Origin of the sequence: Stutzerimonas stutzeri KOS6 (assembly GCF_000307775.2) — a bacterium.
In the GTDB taxonomy this organism is placed as follows: domain Bacteria; phylum Pseudomonadota; class Gammaproteobacteria; order Pseudomonadales; family Pseudomonadaceae; genus Stutzerimonas; species Stutzerimonas stutzeri_B.
Genome location: NZ_KK020675.1, coordinates 90,096 through 106,075, shown reverse-complemented (window position 1 = coordinate 106,075; position 15,980 = coordinate 90,096). Strand labels below are relative to the sequence as shown.

The 15,980-nt window shown below is 63.4% G+C and carries 11 protein-coding genes; 6 read left to right on the top strand and 5 right to left on the bottom strand.

Translation table 11 applies throughout. The features are described 5' to 3' along the window. Window positions 1-367: 367 nt before the first annotated feature. Both B597_RS24405 and B597_RS24400 read right to left on the bottom strand, forming a co-directional pair. Window positions 368-1,816 (bottom strand): SLC13 family permease, encoded by a 1,449-nt coding sequence (locus tag B597_RS24405; RefSeq protein ID WP_003292916.1) that lies wholly within the window; start codon window positions 1,814-1,816, stop codon window positions 368-370. Between the two features lie 254 nt (window positions 1,817-2,070). Continuing rightward, window positions 2,071-3,420, bottom strand: a complete 1,350-nt coding sequence (locus tag B597_RS24400) for a class II 3-deoxy-7-phosphoheptulonate synthase (RefSeq protein WP_003292914.1) — start codon at window positions 3,418-3,420, stop codon at window positions 2,071-2,073. A gap of 135 nt (window positions 3,421-3,555) precedes the next feature. On the opposite strand from B597_RS24400, the gene B597_RS24395 reads away from it, so the two are divergent. Beyond that, window positions 3,556-4,305, top strand: a complete 750-nt coding sequence (locus B597_RS24395; protein WP_003292913.1) for a spermidine synthase — start codon at window positions 3,556-3,558, stop codon at window positions 4,303-4,305. 327 nt (window positions 4,306-4,632) lie between these two features. Continuing rightward, entirely contained in the window at window positions 4,633-6,795 is a 2,163-nt protein-coding gene (locus B597_RS24390) for a methyl-accepting chemotaxis protein (protein WP_003292911.1), read from the top strand. 441 nt (window positions 6,796-7,236) lie between these two features. On the opposite strand, the gene B597_RS24385 is transcribed toward B597_RS24390, so the two are convergent. Next, on the bottom strand, window positions 7,237-7,686 hold the full coding sequence (locus B597_RS24385; RefSeq protein ID WP_003292910.1) for an REP-associated tyrosine transposase: 450 nt from the start codon (window positions 7,684-7,686) through the stop codon (window positions 7,237-7,239). Between the two features lie 678 nt (window positions 7,687-8,364). Here B597_RS24385 and B597_RS24380 point away from each other — a divergent pair. Both B597_RS24380 and ihfB read left to right on the top strand, forming a co-directional pair. Next, window positions 8,365-10,035, top strand: a complete 1,671-nt coding sequence (locus B597_RS24380; RefSeq protein WP_003292909.1) for a DEAD/DEAH box helicase — start codon at window positions 8,365-8,367, stop codon at window positions 10,033-10,035. A gap of 415 nt (window positions 10,036-10,450) precedes the next feature. Next, on the top strand, window positions 10,451-10,735 hold the full coding sequence (gene ihfB / locus B597_RS24375; protein ID WP_003292908.1) for an integration host factor subunit beta: 285 nt from the start codon (window positions 10,451-10,453) through the stop codon (window positions 10,733-10,735). A 272-nt stretch (window positions 10,736-11,007) separates the two neighbouring features. Here the strand turns inward: ihfB and B597_RS24370 are convergent, their stop codons facing one another. Further along, the gene (locus B597_RS24370) at window positions 11,008-11,415 is read right to left on the bottom strand and encodes a PA2817 family protein (protein WP_003292906.1); all 408 of its coding nucleotides are present in this window, start codon (window positions 11,413-11,415) and stop codon (window positions 11,008-11,010) included. A 273-nt stretch (window positions 11,416-11,688) separates the two neighbouring features. Next, window positions 11,689-12,402, bottom strand: coding sequence for a 4'-phosphopantetheinyl transferase family protein (locus tag B597_RS24365; RefSeq protein ID WP_003292905.1), 714 nt, complete (start codon window positions 12,400-12,402; stop codon window positions 11,689-11,691). Window positions 12,403-12,570: 168 nt separating this feature from the next. On the opposite strand from B597_RS24365, the gene pap reads away from it, so the two are divergent. Both pap and B597_RS24355 read left to right on the top strand, forming a co-directional pair. Then, window positions 12,571-14,070 carry a polyphosphate:AMP phosphotransferase gene (pap, locus tag B597_RS24360; protein ID WP_024161552.1) on the top strand — a complete coding sequence of 500 codons (1,500 nt, stop codon included), beginning with the start codon at window positions 12,571-12,573 and terminating at the stop codon, window positions 14,068-14,070. 563 nt (window positions 14,071-14,633) lie between these two features. Next, entirely contained in the window at window positions 14,634-15,818 is a 1,185-nt protein-coding gene (locus tag B597_RS24355; RefSeq protein ID WP_003292904.1) for a thiolase family protein, read from the top strand. The last annotated feature ends 162 nt before the right edge of the window (window positions 15,819-15,980 follow it).

Sequence of the window (15,980 nt, the reverse complement as noted above, 5' to 3'; positions counted from 1 at the left end):
GCGGCCTGCTATCGCCGCGGGGGCGCGTCTCCCACGGGTTGGTGGGGGCTTTGCTGCTTTTTGTGGGAGGCCCGACCTCGGGGTGAGCTCTGGCGTTGGGGCAGGCCTGCGGCCTGCTATCGCCGCGGGGGCGCGCCTCCCACGGGGTTTGTGGGGGCTTTGCTGCTTTTGTGGGAGGCCCGCCCTCGGGGCGAGCTTTTGAGATTGGGCAGGCCTGCGGCCTGCTATCGCCGCGGGGCGCGCCTCCCACGGGTTGGTGGGGCTGGTGGCTTCTGTGGGAGGCCCGCCCTCGGGGCGAGCTTTTGGAATTGGGGCAGGCCTGCGGCCTGCTATCGCCGCGGGGGCGCGCCTCCCACGGGGCGTGCGGTCAGTGCGCCCAGATCCAGCCAACCAGGCCGTAACAGAGCAGCGTGACCAGCGCCACGCCGAACAGGTTGATTGCGAATCCCGTCTTGATCATCGACTGGATATGCATCTGGCCGGTACCGAAGACGATGGCATTCGGCGGTGTCGCAACGGGCATCATGAAGGCGCAGCTGGCGGCGATGGCAGCGGGGATCGCCAGCATTTCCGGCGGCAGCCCCTGAGCCACCGCCAGAGCACCCAGTAGTGGCAAGAAGGCTGCCGCAGTCGCGGTGTTGGAGGTGATCTCGGTAAGGAACGTGATCACCAGCGCCACCAGGCCAATCATCAGGATCAATGGAAGCGCGCCGAAACCGCCCAGGCTCTGCGCGATCCACTGGGCCAGCCCTGAAGCGCCGATCACGCCAGCCAGCGACAAACCGCCGCCGAACAGCAGCAGTACACCCCAGGGCGCCTTGTTGGCCTGCTCCCAGTCCAGCAGGAACACGCGCTGGCGCAAGTCCACCGGAATCAGGAACAGCGACAGCGCAGCGGCCATGGCGATGCTGGTGTCGTTCACGCCATCGACATATTCGGCCAGGAACGGCTGGAAGACCCAGGCCAGCGCCGCCAGGGTGAATACGACTGCAACCATCTTCTCGGCCTTGCTCATCGGGCCAAGCGCAGCCATTTCCTTTTTCAGCATGGCGCGGCTGTCACCGCCCGACAGACTGAAGCCGCCGCGAGTCAGCCACCACCAGATGAACAGCAGCATGCCGATACTCACCGGCAGGCCCAGCAGCATCCACTGACCGAAACCGATATGCACGTCGTAGCTCTCCCGAAGGAAGGCCGCCAGCAACGCGTTGGGCGGTGTACCGATCAGCGTGGCGATTCCGCCGACACTGGCGGCATAGGCGATGCCGAGCAGCAGGGAGACGGCAAAGCGCTCGCCTTCACGCTTGTCGCTTCCCGCGACCAGCAGGCTGATCACCGACAGACCGATCGGCAGCATCATGATGCTGGTCGCCGTGTTGCTGACCCACATGCTGATGAACGCCGTGGCGATCATGAAGCCGGCGATCTGGCGGCTGGGCGCACTGCCTACCGCCAGCAGGGTGGCCAGGGCGATGCGCTTGTGCAGATTCCAGCGCTGCATCGCCAGGCCGAGCAGGAAGCCGCCAAGAAACAGGAAGATGGTCGGGTTGGCGTACGGTGCAGTGGCCTTGGCCAGGGTGTCGATGCCCAATACGGGTATCAGTAGGATCGGCAGCAGTGAAGTGGCCGGGATCGGGATCGCCTCGGTGGACCACCAGATCGCCATCAAGCCGGCGAGACCCATCGTCAACCAGGCTTCGCTGGAGAGCCCGCCTGGTGGAGGGGTGAGCAGGCAGGCAAGCAACAGCAAGGGCCCGAGCGCCAGCCCGATCCAGGCGGCCAACACCGCGCCTTTGCTTTGAGATGAGTCAGTCATGACAGGCAATTCCTCTACGACACCCGACACGGGTTGCTGAGCTGCGCGCGATGCGCTCGGCTTCTATAACCCGGACCAGGCCCTGTGTCGTTGGTTCGACCTGCTAGATGACGCGCATGAACGACGCCTCTGTAGGGCGGGCTTCAGCCCACCACTCTTTCAGCCAGCAATCCGGTGGGCTGAAGCCCACCCTACTTATGTGCGCCACCGGCCAAGATCATGGTGATTCAGGTGGTCGGTGGTGGCCGAGCTCATCAATCCGGCCGTACCTGCTTCAGCGTCTCGGCGATCATGAAGGCCAGTTCCAGCGACTGGTCGGCATTCAGGCGCGGATCGCAGTGGGTGTGGTAGCGGTCACTGAGGCCGGCCTCGGTGATTGGCCGCGAACCGCCAATGCATTCGGTCACGTTCTGTCCGGTCATCTCGATATGGATACCGCCCGGGTAGCTGCCTTCGGCGCGATGCACGTCGAAGAACTGCCGGACTTCGGCGAGCACGCGCTCGAAATCGCGTGTCTTGTAGCCGCTGGAGGCCTTCATGGTATTGCCGTGCATCGGATCGGAACTCCACAGCACCTGGCGCCCCTCGTTCTGTACTGCGCGAACGAGCCGCGGCAGGCCGGCTTCGACCTTGTCCGCCCCCATGCGGACGATCAGGTTGAGGCGGCCGGGATCGTTGTCCGGGTTGAGGATGTCGATCAGGCGGATCAGTTCCTCCGTATCCATGCTCGGGCCGACCTTGACCCCGATGGGGTTGCCCACCCCGCGCAGGAATTCCACATGGGCGCCATCCAGCTGGCGGGTGCGGTCACCGATCCAGAGCATGTGTGCCGAGCAGTCGTACCAGCCGCCGCTGAGGCTGTCCTGGCGGACGAAGGCCTGCTCGTAATTGAGCAGCAGCGCTTCGTGGGCGGTGAAGAAGCTGGTTTCGCGCAGCTGCGGCGCGTCATCCAGGCCGCAGGCGCGCATGAATTTCAGCGTTTCGTCGATACGCGCGCCGAGCTGATGATATCTCTCGGCCAGCAGCGAGTTGGCGATGAAATCCAGATTCCACTGGTGCACCTGGTGCAGGTCGGCGAAACCGCCCTGGGCGAAGGCCCTTAGCAGGTTCAGGCTGGCAGTGGACTGGTGATAGGCCTGCAGCAGGCGCTCGGGGTCCGGCACGCGGGTTTTCGTATTGAAGTCGATGCCGTTGACGATATCGCCTCGATAGGCCGGCAGCGTCACGCCATCAATGGTCTCGTCGCCGGCCGAGCGCGGCTTGGCGAACTGACCGGCCATTCGGCCCACCTTCACCACAGGACAGCCGGCAGCGAAGGTCATGACGATGGCCATCTGCAGCAGCACTTTGAAGGTGTCGCGAATCTTGGTCGCCGAAAACTCGGCGAAGCTCTCGGCGCAGTCGCCGCCCTGCAGCAGGAAGGCCCGGCCCTGCGTGACTTCGGCGAACTGCCGGCGCAAATTGCGTGCCTCGCCCGCGAAGACCAGCGGAGGCAGCCCGGCCAGGGTGCTTTCGACCCGTTGCAGGTGCTCGGCGTCGGGGTATTCGGGCTGCTGTTGAATCGGCTTGCTTCTCCAGCTCGAGGGGCTCCAGGCGTGGCTCATGGTCGTTCCAGTTTTCATAAAAAGTGTGCCGATGTTACCCGAAGCGCTTTGAGGCCGGAGATAGCGATGGACTATCGGCCTGCGTAAGATGCGGCCATTGCCGCCAGGCTGAGCGAACTATTGCGGAGCAGATCGATGGAAAAAGAGGAGCGTTTGCTCGCCGAGGTGCGCGACGCGTTCGGACTCATTCGAGTACTCGAGGTGGGCGAATACCGCTTTCTCGAGTTCGGCGCCGCGGTCGAGCAAAGCTGCGTGTTCACCGCCGATCCGGCCTGGCTCGAGTACGACTATACCCGCGCAATGCTGCTGGGCGGCCTTTGTCATCCAGCTCCGGAAACGGCGCTGTTTCTCGGTCTGGGGGGAGGCAACCTGACTCAGGCGTGTCTGCAGTTCCTGCCGCTGGAGGATGTAGAAGTCATCGAGTTGCGCCCCGCCGTGCCTGAACTGGCGATGCGCTATCTCGGGCTGCAGAACGATCCGCGGCTGTATATCCGCATCGGTGATGCGACCGAGCTGCTGGCGACAGCCGAAACCGCTGACCTGATCTTTGTCGACCTCTACAACGACGCCGGCCCGGACGCGGCTCACCTGGCCTGGGATTTTCTCAGGCGCTGCCAGGAAAAACTCAATCCTGGTGGCTGGCTGGTCATCAATCAGTGGGGTACCGATGACAATCGCCCGCTGGGGGCCGCGTTGCTGCGCGGGCTCTATCACCGCCATTACTGGGAGTGTCCGGTGAAGGAGGGCAATGTGGTGCTGCTCGTGCCGGCGGATCTCGATCAGGGGCTGGACGAGGCGGGGCTGCGTCAGCGTGCCGATGCGCTGGCAAAGTCGCTGGGATATTCACTCGATTCGCTGATCGGCGCGCTACGCCCTGCCAGTTGACCAGGTTCTTCCTTGGTGCGTTTTCCGCGTCCTATTTGTTGCTCGTGCGTCTTTTTGGTGCGCTCTTGTCTGAAGGCGGACTGTGCGAGGTTCTTTACCTGAAGGCAGGCGCCTGGTTTGGAAATGCCGTGCTGGCGCGCCTGCTGCTGCCCCACGGCGGACGCAACGGTTCGATTGCCGAGCATGTCCGACGCTGCTGGCGCTGCCGTGGCTTGCACCACAAAGGGGCCGAGGGGCTCGGTAGGCGAGCGGCGGGATGATACCCATCTACACTGGTCTGTTAATTGCAATTGGCCAGTATCTTTGTCTGCAGCAAGGAACCGGCCCGTGCCCCATCTTCAAAGCAAACAGATGCACCTTTCGGCCCGCGAACGCGCCTGGCTTCCCGTCTTTGGCCGCACCGGCAAGCTGGCGATGCGCTGGTCGTGCTGGTTGAATCGCGGCGTTTATCCAGTGGTCGAGCAGGTCTTCGAGGGGGTCGCCCAGTCCCGCGTGCGGATTCTGCAGGGTTGGGTCGCTGCCCACTGGGAACACTTGGCCGACCTGGCCGACAATCTGGGCGAAGCCTTCGCTCATGTCGACGCCGAAGCCCTGGAGAAGAAGCGTACGCAACTGGCGGACCTGTCCGAACTGTTCGTCATCGATCCGCAGGGCAGGGTGCTGGCCTCCACCTGTGCTGCCCATGTCGGGCAGCAGGATCTCGACGGCAAAGCCGTGGCGCAGGGGCTGGCCAGGCCGTTCCTGCACGGCCCCTATCGCGATCCGCTGACCCAGCGCCTGGGCGCGACCACTTCGCGCTTCCATGATACGGTGACGCTGATGTTCTATCAGCCCGTGCACGTGGGCGGCAAAAGCCTTGGTTGCATCTGCGCGCGGGTGCCCAACGATGTGCTCGGCGACCTGATCCAGCGCGAGGCCGGGCACGTCTACCCCGAGTCGGGCGACAACTACCTGTTCATGGTCGAATCGCGCTTCGACAGCCACATCCAGCCGGGCACGGCCCTGTCGCGCTCGCGCTTCGAGGATTCCACCTTCAGCCACGGCGAGAACCTCAAGAGCGGCGTGCATACCCGGTGGGGCACGGTCAGCGTGCAGCAGCACACCGAGCTGGAGCTGCGCTTCACCGATCCGGCCACCGGGCAGCTGCACCCGGGCGTGCGCGAAACCATCGCCAAGGGCTCGAATCTGTTCGTCACCTATCCCGGCTATTCCGACTACCGGCATATCCCGGTGATCGGCAAGGGCGTCACCTTCCAGCTGCAGGGTTCGCCGGACCGCTGGGGCATGATGTGCGAGGCCGATCTGGAAGAGGTCTATCGGCGCCGCTCGCTGAGTGTCGGCCTGATGAAGACTTATCTGACCACCGTGACCACGCTGTTCGTCATCGGCGGCTTGCTGCAGGCCTTCAGTGGCCTGTCGCAGACGATGCTCTACGTGCTCAACGGTCTGCTGCTGGTGCTCGGTGCCTGGGCCTTCGCTTCGTTCGGTCCGCGACGGCTGGCGGCGCGCATGCAGGAAATGACCGAGGTAATCCGCACCTTGGCCGAGGGCGAGGGCAACCTGCGCCAGCGCGTCGACGCCAGTACCATGCAGCGCGATGAAAGCGGCGACATGGGGCGCTGGATCAACAGCTTCATCGACAGCCTGGACGGCGTGGTCGGGCAGGTCATCCAGGTATCGAAGCACGTCCGCCAGGACAACGAAGTGATGCTTGCGCGCAGCAGCGAAGCGGGGCAGACCACCAGCGATGTCGCCGAGTCCATTCACCAGTTGTTGTTGCTGGTGGAAGAGCAACTGGGTGAAATCCAGCAGGCTTCCAAGACCGCCGAAGAAATGAAAGCGGCCATGGACGAGGTGATGCGTCGTGCCCGTGAGCGTTTCGACACCGTACGCGAAGGCACCGAATCGATCCGTGACGTCGTTCAGCGCTCGGCTCAGAGCGTGCAGCTGCTCGATAGCCGCATGGGCGAAATCGATGAGATCGTCCGCCTCATCAGCGATATCACCACCCAGACCAACCTGCTGGCATTGAATGCCGCGATCGAGGCCGCTCGTGCTGGCGATCACGGTCGCGGTTTCGCCGTGGTGGCCGGCGAGGTGCGCTCCCTGGCCCAGCGCACCGCCAAGGCGGCCGAGGACATTCGGCACAAGGTCGAAAGCCTGCAGACCGAGACGCGCCAGGCGGTTTCGTTCATGGAAGGCGGCGTGCAAAACGTCGACAGCAGCCTGCGTTTGACCGAAGAGGCTTCGTCGGAGAACGTGCACCTGCACCAGACTGTCGAGCGCATATTCGACATCATCAAGCACCTCAACGAACGCAGCCTGCATTACGGCCAGACCATCCGGGGCGTCGACCAGGCATCGAGCGAAATGGGGCAGACGCTGGGTGTGCTGCAGGACAGCGCCGAGCGCGTTCGCCACACGGCCGGCAAGCTGCAGCAACTGGTGGGACGCTTTCGCGTCAGCACCATCATCAGCGAGGCCGTCTGAACCCCCCAATCCTCAAAAGCATCGCCCTGGGGTCGGGCCTCCCACAAAAGCAGCAAACCACACCAATCCCGTGGGAGGCGCGCCCCCGCGGCGAAAGCGGGCCGCAGGTCTGCCCCAATCCTCAAAAGCATCGCCCCGGGGTCGGGCCTCCCACAAAAGCCGCAAAGCCCCACCAATCGTGGGAGGCGCGCCCCCGCGGCGAAAGCAGGCCGCAGGCCTGCCCCAACCCCAAAGCATCGCCCCGGGGTCGGGCCTCCCACAAAAGCCGCAAAGCCCCATCAATCGTGGGAGGCGCGCCCCCGCGGCGAAAGCAGGCCGCAGGCCTGCCCCAACCCCAAAGCATCGCCCCGGGGTCGGGCCTCTTACAAAAAGCCGCAAAGCCCCGCCAACCCCGTGGGAGGCGCGCCCCCGCGGCGATGCAGGCAGAAGGCCTGCCCGAGCCTATTTAAGCCAAACCGCATCCCAGTGGGGGTAATCCCCGATCCGCTCAACCAATCCTGCTCGCAGCGGATTGGCGACGATGTATCTGGCAATCGCCTGCAAATCCTCCTCGCCTCGCAGGGACCGGTCATGAAAGCCGTCCTGCCAGACGCCTCCACCCAGCCGCCGGGCGGATAGTGACTTCACCCTGCCAACAAGCTCCGAAAGCGACGCTTGCTCCAGCTGCAACAGCCAATGCAGGTGGTCAGGCATGACGACAAAGGCCAGCGTCAGATGTGAACCTCGCCTGGCATCTTCACGTATCGTGCGGATCAGCGTACGAGCGGCGGTGAGGTCAGCGAAGACACTGGCTCGGTGTTTTGTAACCGTGGTTACCAGGTAGACCTGACTGATCGTCGAGCAGCGACCGCGGCGCAATCGACTAGATGCTGGATAAGCTTCCTTGCTCATTTCATCTCCTTGAGAAACAGTCGGCGCACACTGGCCAAGTGAAGGCTCGATTGATCACGCCAAAAGCATCGCCCCGAGGTCGGGCCTCCCACGAAAGCCGCACAGCCCACACCAATCCAGTGGGAGGCGCGCCGCCGCGGCGATGCAGGCCACAGGCCTGCCCCAAGCCCCAAAAGCATCGCCCCGGGGTGGGGCCTCCCACGAAAGCCGCACAGCCCACACCAATCCAAGTGGGAGGCGCCCCCCCGCGGCGTTGCAGGCCGCAGGCCTGCACCAAACCCCAAAAGCATCGCCCCGGGGTCGGGCCTCCCACGAAAGCCGCACGGCCCACACCAATCCAGTGGGAGGCGCGCCCCCGCGGGCGATGCAGGCCACAGGCCTGCCCCGAAGGGTAAAGCCTGAGAAAGCATCACCCGACGCGCCTAAGCAAAATACGCGCACAGGCTCACGTTATTCCGGTATAGTACGCGCCGGCTGAAACCCAGCCTGCGTTCAGGTACTGCAACACACGAAGCGCTGCTTCGGCTGCTGTCCGCTTCAAGCGGACTATCCTTGACGATTCATCATCCATACGTTTTCGCAACCCCGCCGACCAGGCTGCCAGGGTGACCTTCGGGTTTTGCACGGCATGCGCAGCTTCGGAACAATGGGTCTTGCGGAGCATCAGAGACAAGACCCATGACCCAGGAAATCGGCGGCTTTGCCGCACTCGGTATTCACTCCGCTGTTCTGGCTGCCATCAGTGCAGTCGGCTACGAAGAACCTTCTCCGATCCAGTCCCAGGCGATCCCGGTGATCCTTGGTGGCCACGACATGATCGGCCAGGCCCAGACAGGCACCGGCAAGACCGCGGCGTTCGCGCTGCCGATCCTGTCCAAGATCGACCCAGCCAAGCGTGAGCCGCAGGCACTGATCCTCGCGCCGACCCGCGAGCTGGCGCTGCAGGTCGCCACTGCATTCGAAACCTATTCCAAGCAGATGCCCGGCCTTGGCGTGGTCGCCATCTATGGTGGTGCCCCGATGGGGCCGCAGCTCAAGGCCATTCGCCAGGGCGCGCAGGTCATCGTTGCGACTCCGGGGCGTCTGGTCGATCACCTGAGCCGCAACAGTGGGCTGCTGTCGACCATTCGCTTCCTGGTACTCGACGAGGCTGACGAGATGCTCAAGCTCGGCTTCATGGATGACCTGGAAGTGATCTTCGAAGCCATGCCGGAAAGCCGTCAGAGTGTGCTGTTCTCCGCCACGCTGCCGCACTCCATCCGCGCTATCGCCGAGAAGCACTTGCGTGAGCCGCAGCACATCAAGATCGCCGCCAAGACCCAGACTGTTGCCCGCATCGAGCAGGCGCACCTGATGGTCCATGCCGATCAGAAGATCCAGGCCGTTCTGCGTCTGCTGGAAGTGGAAGATTTCGACGCGCTGATCGCCTTCGTGCGGACCAAGCAGGCCACTCTGGACCTGGCCGCCGCGCTGGAAGCCAAGGGCTACAAGGCCGCCGCGCTGAACGGTGACATCGCCCAGAACCAGCGTGAGCGCGTCATCGAATCGCTCAAGGACGGTCGCCTGGACATCGTTGTCGCCACCGACGTCGCCGCGCGCGGTCTCGACGTGGCACGCATCACCCACGTGTTCAACGTGGACATGCCCTACGACCCGGAATCCTACGTGCACCGCATCGGTCGTACCGGCCGCGCCGGCCGTGAAGGTCGCGCGCTGCTGCTGGTCACTCCGCGTGAGCGTCGCATGCTGCAGGTTATCGAGCGCGTGACCAATCAGAAGGTCGCCGAAGCTCGTCTGCCCAATGCGCAGCAGGTGCTGGACGCCCGCATCAAGAAGCTCACCAACAGCCTCGCGCCGTTGGTAGCCGACGCCGAAGCCACTCACGGCGAATTGCTCGACAAGCTGGTTGCCGATATCGGCTGCAGCCCCCGCGCGCTGGCCGCTGCGCTGCTGCGCAAGGCCACCAACGGTCAGGCACTGACGTTGGCCGAGGTGGAGAAAGAGCAGCCCCTGGTTCCGACCAGTGGCCCGCGTGAGCGCAGCGAGCGTTCCGATCGTCCTGAGCGTAGTGGTGATCGCGAGCGTCGCGCTCCGATGCCGCTGGCCGAAGGCCGCGCCCGCTGCCGCACTCCGTTGGGAGCCCGCGACGGCATCGCCGCCCGCAACCTGCTCGGCGCGATCCTCAACGAAGGTGGCCTGGCTCGCGAAGCCATCGGCCGCATCCAGGTGCGCGACAGCTTCAGCCTGGTTGAACTCCCCGAAGAGGGCCTCGACCGCCTGCTCGGCAAGCTCAAGGACACCCGTGTTGGCGGCAAGCAGCTGAAGCTGCGCCGTTATCGCGAAGATTGAGCAGTAGATAGATAGACAAGGAGGCGGGCTTATAGCCCGCCTTTTTTATAGCCAAGTTCACAAAAGCCGCCAGCCCACACCAACCCCGTGGGAGGCGCGCCCCCGCGGCGATAGCAGGCCTCAGGCCTGCCCCAAAGCCAAAAGCCTCGCGCCGAGGTCGGGCCTCCCACAAAAGCCGCCAGCCCGCACTAACCCGTGGGAGGCGCGCCCCCGCGGCGATAGCAGGCCACAGGCCTGCCTCGAATTCAAAAGCTCGCCCCCAAGATCGGTTTCCCACAAAACCGGCACAGTCCTCACCGCAGTACAAGGAAAAACTCCTTCCGTCAATCCTTTGCAGGCTGTTCAAACTCTGAACAACATGCTACAAACGATCGCAACCCTAATGATCTAGCCGCTTGAAAACGAAGGGAAAACCATGACCAAGTCGGAGTTGATCGAGCGCATCGTCACCCAGCAGGGGCTGCTTTCGTCAAAGGATGTCGAGCTGGCCATCAAGACCATGCTTGAGCAAATGGCTCAGGCCTTGGCCACTGGCGACAGGATCGAAATTCGCGGCTTCGGCAGTTTTTCTCTGCATTACCGCGCGCCTCGTGTCGGACGCAATCCAAAAACTGGTCAGTCGGTTAGCCTGGACGGCAAATTCGTCCCTCATTTCAAGCCGGGAAAGGAATTGCGCGACAGGGTCAATGACGAGGAGTAGCGTTAGCGGAACTCCTCTGTTCGGACTGCAACTCGTCAGGGCAGTGGTTTGAAGCGGCTCCCGCACACGAGGCTCTGTCTTCGAGTTCGATGCAGCATGATCATCGACAGGGCCGGCTGAGTGTGGTGAGTCCGGGGCGCTGTCGGTGGATTCGATCAAGGCCAATACGTCAGTGGCGTGCGCAAGCCTTGGTGTAATAGCTAGATATAGCTCACCATGACCTGCCGCATCGTCGGCTCGCAAGCGCAACTGCTGTTGCGCAGTTGCGTGACTTAGTGCCTCGCACCTTCATCCGGCATGCTCAGTAGCTGTTTTTCATGGTTCCAGTCGAAGGGCTCGTCGTTCTGCTCGGCTTCGTAGCGGCGTTCTTCGAGTTGCTGGAAGATGGCGATTTCTTCGTCGGGCATGTAGTGCAGGCAGTCGCCGCCGAAGAACCACAGCAGGTCGCGCGGGACCAGGTGGGCGATTTGCGGGTAGCGGTGGAAGACCTGGCAGATCAGGTCCTGGCCCATGTGCCGCTCTTCCGGCACATTTTGCAGACTCACGATCAGTTCGTCGAAGCGCTCGAGGAACAGCGCGTGGCTTTCTTCCGAGACTTGTTCGGCCTCGCCCATGGCGAGCAGGATGCCTCGCAGGTGAGCCAGCAGTGCCAGGTTGTGGTCGTGGTAGGGATTGGCCATGGTGTACCTGTTTAGATTCGTGAGGGCGCGATTATAGGCGTGCACGCCTGTGTGTGGCTTGTCTGATTGACTCGCGGGGCGGATGAGGGTTCGGTTTTTCGGCACGCCGAACTCTTCCGTATCGCCCGGCGTATTGCTCATTCTCATGAGCTGGGCGCAGCACTCCGCTGATCGTTGGCGCCTTGGATTACCCCAGCGATCTTTTTGTTGGGCTTCGTCGCTATGCTCCTCAATCCAACCCACGAGGCTTCCAGGCTAATGAGCGTGGCGTAGTCAGGCGGGGATGCTGACCAGACTGAGCAGATAGCCGTCGAAGATGACGAATTGGCCGTCGATTTCGATACCGCGGTGCCAGGTTTCGGATAGATCGACCAGCAGGCGCAGGCGCGCGTGACCCTCCGGCGTGGTTTCGAGCACTTCGGCGTCCTGGAAGTAGAAGCGCCGCTTCACCAGCGGGTAGAGGGCCTTGAACAGGCTTTCCTTGAGCGAGAAAGTGCGGGTGACCAGCTCTGCGCGTTCGCTGTCGCCCTGCGGCGCATGGATCGCCAGTTCACGCGATGTGAGAATTTCACTGGCCAGCCGGTCGGCTCGCCCAGCCGCCAGCATGCGTTCGATGTCCAACCCAAGGCCGCGCCAGTTCGTTTGCCGAGCGACGACAACGCCGGCCCAGCCGGCACCGTGGGTGATGGAGCCAACGACACCGACCGGCCATTGTGGCGCGCGGTCTTCACCCACTGTCGGCACGAAGCGCATGCCGGTCAGGCGATGCAGGGCTTCGCAGGCGCACAAGCGGCCGGCAAGAAACTCTGTCTGTCGTTTGCCGATGCCTTTCGGTACGGGGATTCTCCAGCGGACAAAGTCGTCGGGGGTAAGCAATGCCGGGTCGAATTGCGTGCTCAGCAGGCGCACCCCGGGCAGGCCCACGGGCAACGGCCAGTGGTCGAGGGGAGGCGTACAGCAGAGCGGGATCGGCGGGCGGTCGTTCATGGCTGCCATTGTGCCTCAACGTCGGCGGGAAACGCTTGGCCCGCTATAGCCTTCAGGCCCAGGGACGGCGACAGGGATCAACGTAGAGCGATCCAGCTCCGCATCGTCCTCGCTAAACCCTCGGCTCGCCTGCTAGGGTTGCGTGCATCATCTGGGACGGAGACAGCGATGTTCGAATCTGCCGAAATCGGCCATTCCATCGACAAGGCGACTTACGACGCCGCAGTGCCGGAGCTGCGCGAGGCGTTGTTGCAGGCGCAGTACCGGCTCAAGGCGCAAGCGCGGTTCCCGGTGCTGATCCTGATCAACGGCATCGAGGGGGCGGGCAAGGGCGAAACCATCAAGCTGCTCAACGAATGGATGGACCCGCGGCTGATTCGTGTCGACAGCTTCGATGTGCCGAGTGATGAAGAGTTGGCTCGCCCCCCCGCCTGGCGCTTCTGGCGGCGGCTACCGCCGAAAGGGCATACCGGGATCTTCTTCGGCAACTGGTACAGCAAGATGCTCGAGGATCGCGTGCACGGTCGCATCAACAGTGCCGAGCTGAAGTTGGCTACTGCGCGGGCGCAGCGCCTCGAGCGGATGCTTTGCGATGAAGGTTCGCTGATCTTCAAGTTCTGGTTTCACCTGTCCAAGGAACGGATGAAGGCAAGGCTCGACTCATTGAAGAATGATCCGTTGCATAGCTGGCGTATCAGTCCGCTGGACTGGCAACAATCGAAGACCTACGACAAGTTCGTGCGCCACGGCGAGAAGATCCTGCGCTTGAGCAGCCGGGATTTCGCGCCCTGGTACGTGATCGAGGGGGCTGACGAGCGCTATCGCAGCCTGATGGTCGGCCGCATCATTCTGGAGGGGTTGCAGGCCGCGCTCGACGCTGCGGAACAGCCTGGCTCGCCCGCGACTCAGCCACATTCGGCACCATTGCAGATCGACCTGGACCGGCTGAGCCTGCTGGACAGCCTGGATCTGTCGCAGAGGCTGAACAAGGGACAGTATCAGCAGCAGCTCGCAGCGGAGCAGGCTCGGCTGTCGCAGTTGCTGCGCGACCGGCGCCTGCGCAGACGTGGCGTTCTGGCGCTGTTCGAGGGGCATGACGCGGCGGGCAAGGGCAGTGCGATCCGTCGTGTCACCGGGGCACTGGATCCGCGCCTGTACCGCACTGTGCAGATCGCTGCACCGACCGACGAAGAACGGGCCCAGCCCTGGCTCTGGCGCTTCTGGCGCAATGTTCCAGAGCGAGGCAAATTCACCATCTTCGATAGATCCTGGTATGGCCGGGTGCTGGTGGAGCGCGTCGAGGGCTTTTGTACACCGGACGAATGGCTGCGGGCCTATTCGGAAATCAACGATTTCGAAGAACAGCTGGTGGATGCCGATGTGGTGCTGGTGAAGTTCTGGCTGAGTATCGACCAGCACACCCAGCTCGAGCGGTTCAAGGCGCGTGAAGACACTCCCTTCAAGCGTTTCAAGATCACCGACGAAGACTGGCGCAACCGTGACCGCTGGGATGATTACGGACATGCGGTGGCGGATATGGTCGATCGAACCAGTACCGAAATTGCCCCCTGGACCCTGGTGGAAGCCAACGACAAGCGCTTCGCCCGGATCAAGGTGCTCCGTACGTTGAACGAGGCGCTGGAGGCTGCGATCGAAAGGGCGCATTGAGCGAATGCCGGTTTTTGGCAGACCTGTGGCCTGCTATCGCCGCGAGGGCGCGCCTCCCACGGGTTCGGTGGGGTTGGTTTGCTTTTTGTGGGAGGCCCCGACCCGGGGGCGAGCTTTTTGAGGTTTTTGGCAGGCCTGTGGCCTGCTATCGCCGCGAGGGCGCGCCTCCCACGGGTTCGGTGGGGTTGGTTTGCTTTTTGTGGGAGGCCCCGACCCGGGGGCGAGCTTTTTGGGTTTTGGGGCAGGCCTGTGGCCTGCTACCGCCGCGAGGGCGCGCCTCCCGCGGGTTCGGTGGGGCTGGTTTGCTTTTGTGGGAGGCCCGGCGTCGGGGCGACGCTTTTGGGGTACTGGGTTCGGTGGGGTTGTTTGTGTTTGCGCTCAACATGGTGGGCTGTTCGGGCGATCCTGAAGGCGATGGCTGTTCATAGGCAAGCTGAATGGTCGTCGTCATGGGGTAGCACGGCCACTATCCTGTTGTCACCGTCCACCCTGCGGTCGTGGAACAATCCGTGCGCTTCGCGCCGTCACAATACCCGCGACCGCCTCGTTTCCCGAGGTATCCCATGCGTGAAGTAGTGATCGTCGATAGCGTGCGGACCGGCCTGGCCAAGTCCTTCCGTGGCAAATTCAACATGACCCGCCCTGATGACATGGCGGCGCACTGCGTCGACGCACTGTTGTCGCGCAACGACCTGGACCCTTCGCTGGTCGAGGACTGCATCGTCGGGGCCGGCTCCAACGAGGGCGCGCAGGGCTACAACATCGGACGCAACGTGGCGGTGCTGTCCCGGTTGGGCATCGGCTGCGCAGGTATGACCCTGAATCGCTACTGCTCGTCCGGGCTGCAGGCCATTGCCGTGGCGGCCAACCAGATCGCCTCTGGCTGCAGCGACATCATCGTCGCCGGTGGGGTGGAATCCATCACCCTGACCCTCAAGAGTCGTAATACGGATCATCTGTTCAACCCAATCATCCAGGAGCGGGTGCCGGGCATCTACCACACCATGGGTCAGACGGCCGAGCTGGTAGCGCGTCGCTACAATGTCACCCGTGAGCAGCAGGATATCTACTCGCTGCAGAGCCAACAGCGCACCGCACGTGCACAGGCAGAGGGGCTGTTCAGCGACGAGATCGTGCCGATGAATGTCCAGTACTTCACCGAGGACAAGAACACCGGCGAGCGCACCGTGCATCAAGGTGTGGTCGAGGGCGATGACTGCAACCGTTCGGACACTACGCTCGAAAGCCTGGCTGGGCTCAAGCCGGTGTTCGCCGAGGATGGCTCGGTCACTGCCGGCAACGCCTCGCAGCTGTCCGATGGAGCGTCCATGACCCTGGTGATGAGCCTGGAGAAGGCCATCGAACTGGGGCTCAAGCCGCGTGCATTCTTTCGTGGCTTTACCGTGGCAGGTTGCGAGCCGGAAGAAATGGGCATCGGCCCGGTGTATGCCGTGCCGCGCCTGCTCAAGGCCAGGGGGCTGCAGATTGACGACATTGACCTGTGGGAGCTTAACGAAGCTTTTGCCTCGCAGTGCCTGTATTGCCGCGACACGCTGGGCATCGATAACGAGAAATACAACGTCAATGGCGGTTCGATCTCCATCGGCCATCCATTCGGTATGACCGGTTCGCGCACGGCGGGCCATATCGTTCGTGAACTGCAGCGCCGCAACCTGCGCTATGGCGTCGTGACGATGTGCGTGGGCGGTGGCATGGGCGCCGCAGGCCTGTTCGAAGCGGCACGCTGACAAAGCAGCACCCATGGGAGGCGCGCCCCCGCGGCGATGCAGGCCACAGGCCTGCCCCAAAAGCCAAAAGCATCGCCCCGAGGTCGGGCCTCCCACAAAAAGCAAACCAGCCCCACCATCCCGTGGGAGGCGCGCCCCCGCGGCGATGCAGGCCGCAGGCCT

Bases quoted from the DNA above. Each gene is read 5' to 3' on its own strand.
- B597_RS24405 (WP_003292916.1), bottom strand. From the start codon at position 1,816: ATGACTGACTCATCTCAAAGCAAAGGCGCGGTGTTGGCCGCCTGGATC.
- B597_RS24400 (WP_003292914.1), bottom strand. From the start codon at position 3,420: ATGAGCCACGCCTGGAGCCCCTCGAGCTGGAGAAGCAAGCCGATTCAA.
- B597_RS24395 (WP_003292913.1), top strand. From the start codon at position 3,556: ATGGAAAAAGAGGAGCGTTTGCTCGCCGAGGTGCGCGACGCGTTCGGA.
- B597_RS24385 (WP_003292910.1), bottom strand. From the start codon at position 7,686: ATGAGCAAGGAAGCTTATCCAGCATCTAGTCGATTGCGCCGCGGTCGC.
- B597_RS24380 (WP_003292909.1), top strand. From the start codon at position 8,365: ATGACCCAGGAAATCGGCGGCTTTGCCGCACTCGGTATTCACTCCGCT.
- ihfB (WP_003292908.1), top strand. From the start codon at position 10,451: ATGACCAAGTCGGAGTTGATCGAGCGCATCGTCACCCAGCAGGGGCTG.
- B597_RS24370 (WP_003292906.1), bottom strand. From the start codon at position 11,415: ATGGCCAATCCCTACCACGACCACAACCTGGCACTGCTGGCTCACCTG.
- B597_RS24365 (WP_003292905.1), bottom strand. From the start codon at position 12,402: ATGAACGACCGCCCGCCGATCCCGCTCTGCTGTACGCCTCCCCTCGAC.
- pap (WP_024161552.1), top strand. From the start codon at position 12,571: ATGTTCGAATCTGCCGAAATCGGCCATTCCATCGACAAGGCGACTTAC.
- B597_RS24355 (WP_003292904.1), top strand. From the start codon at position 14,634: ATGCGTGAAGTAGTGATCGTCGATAGCGTGCGGACCGGCCTGGCCAAG.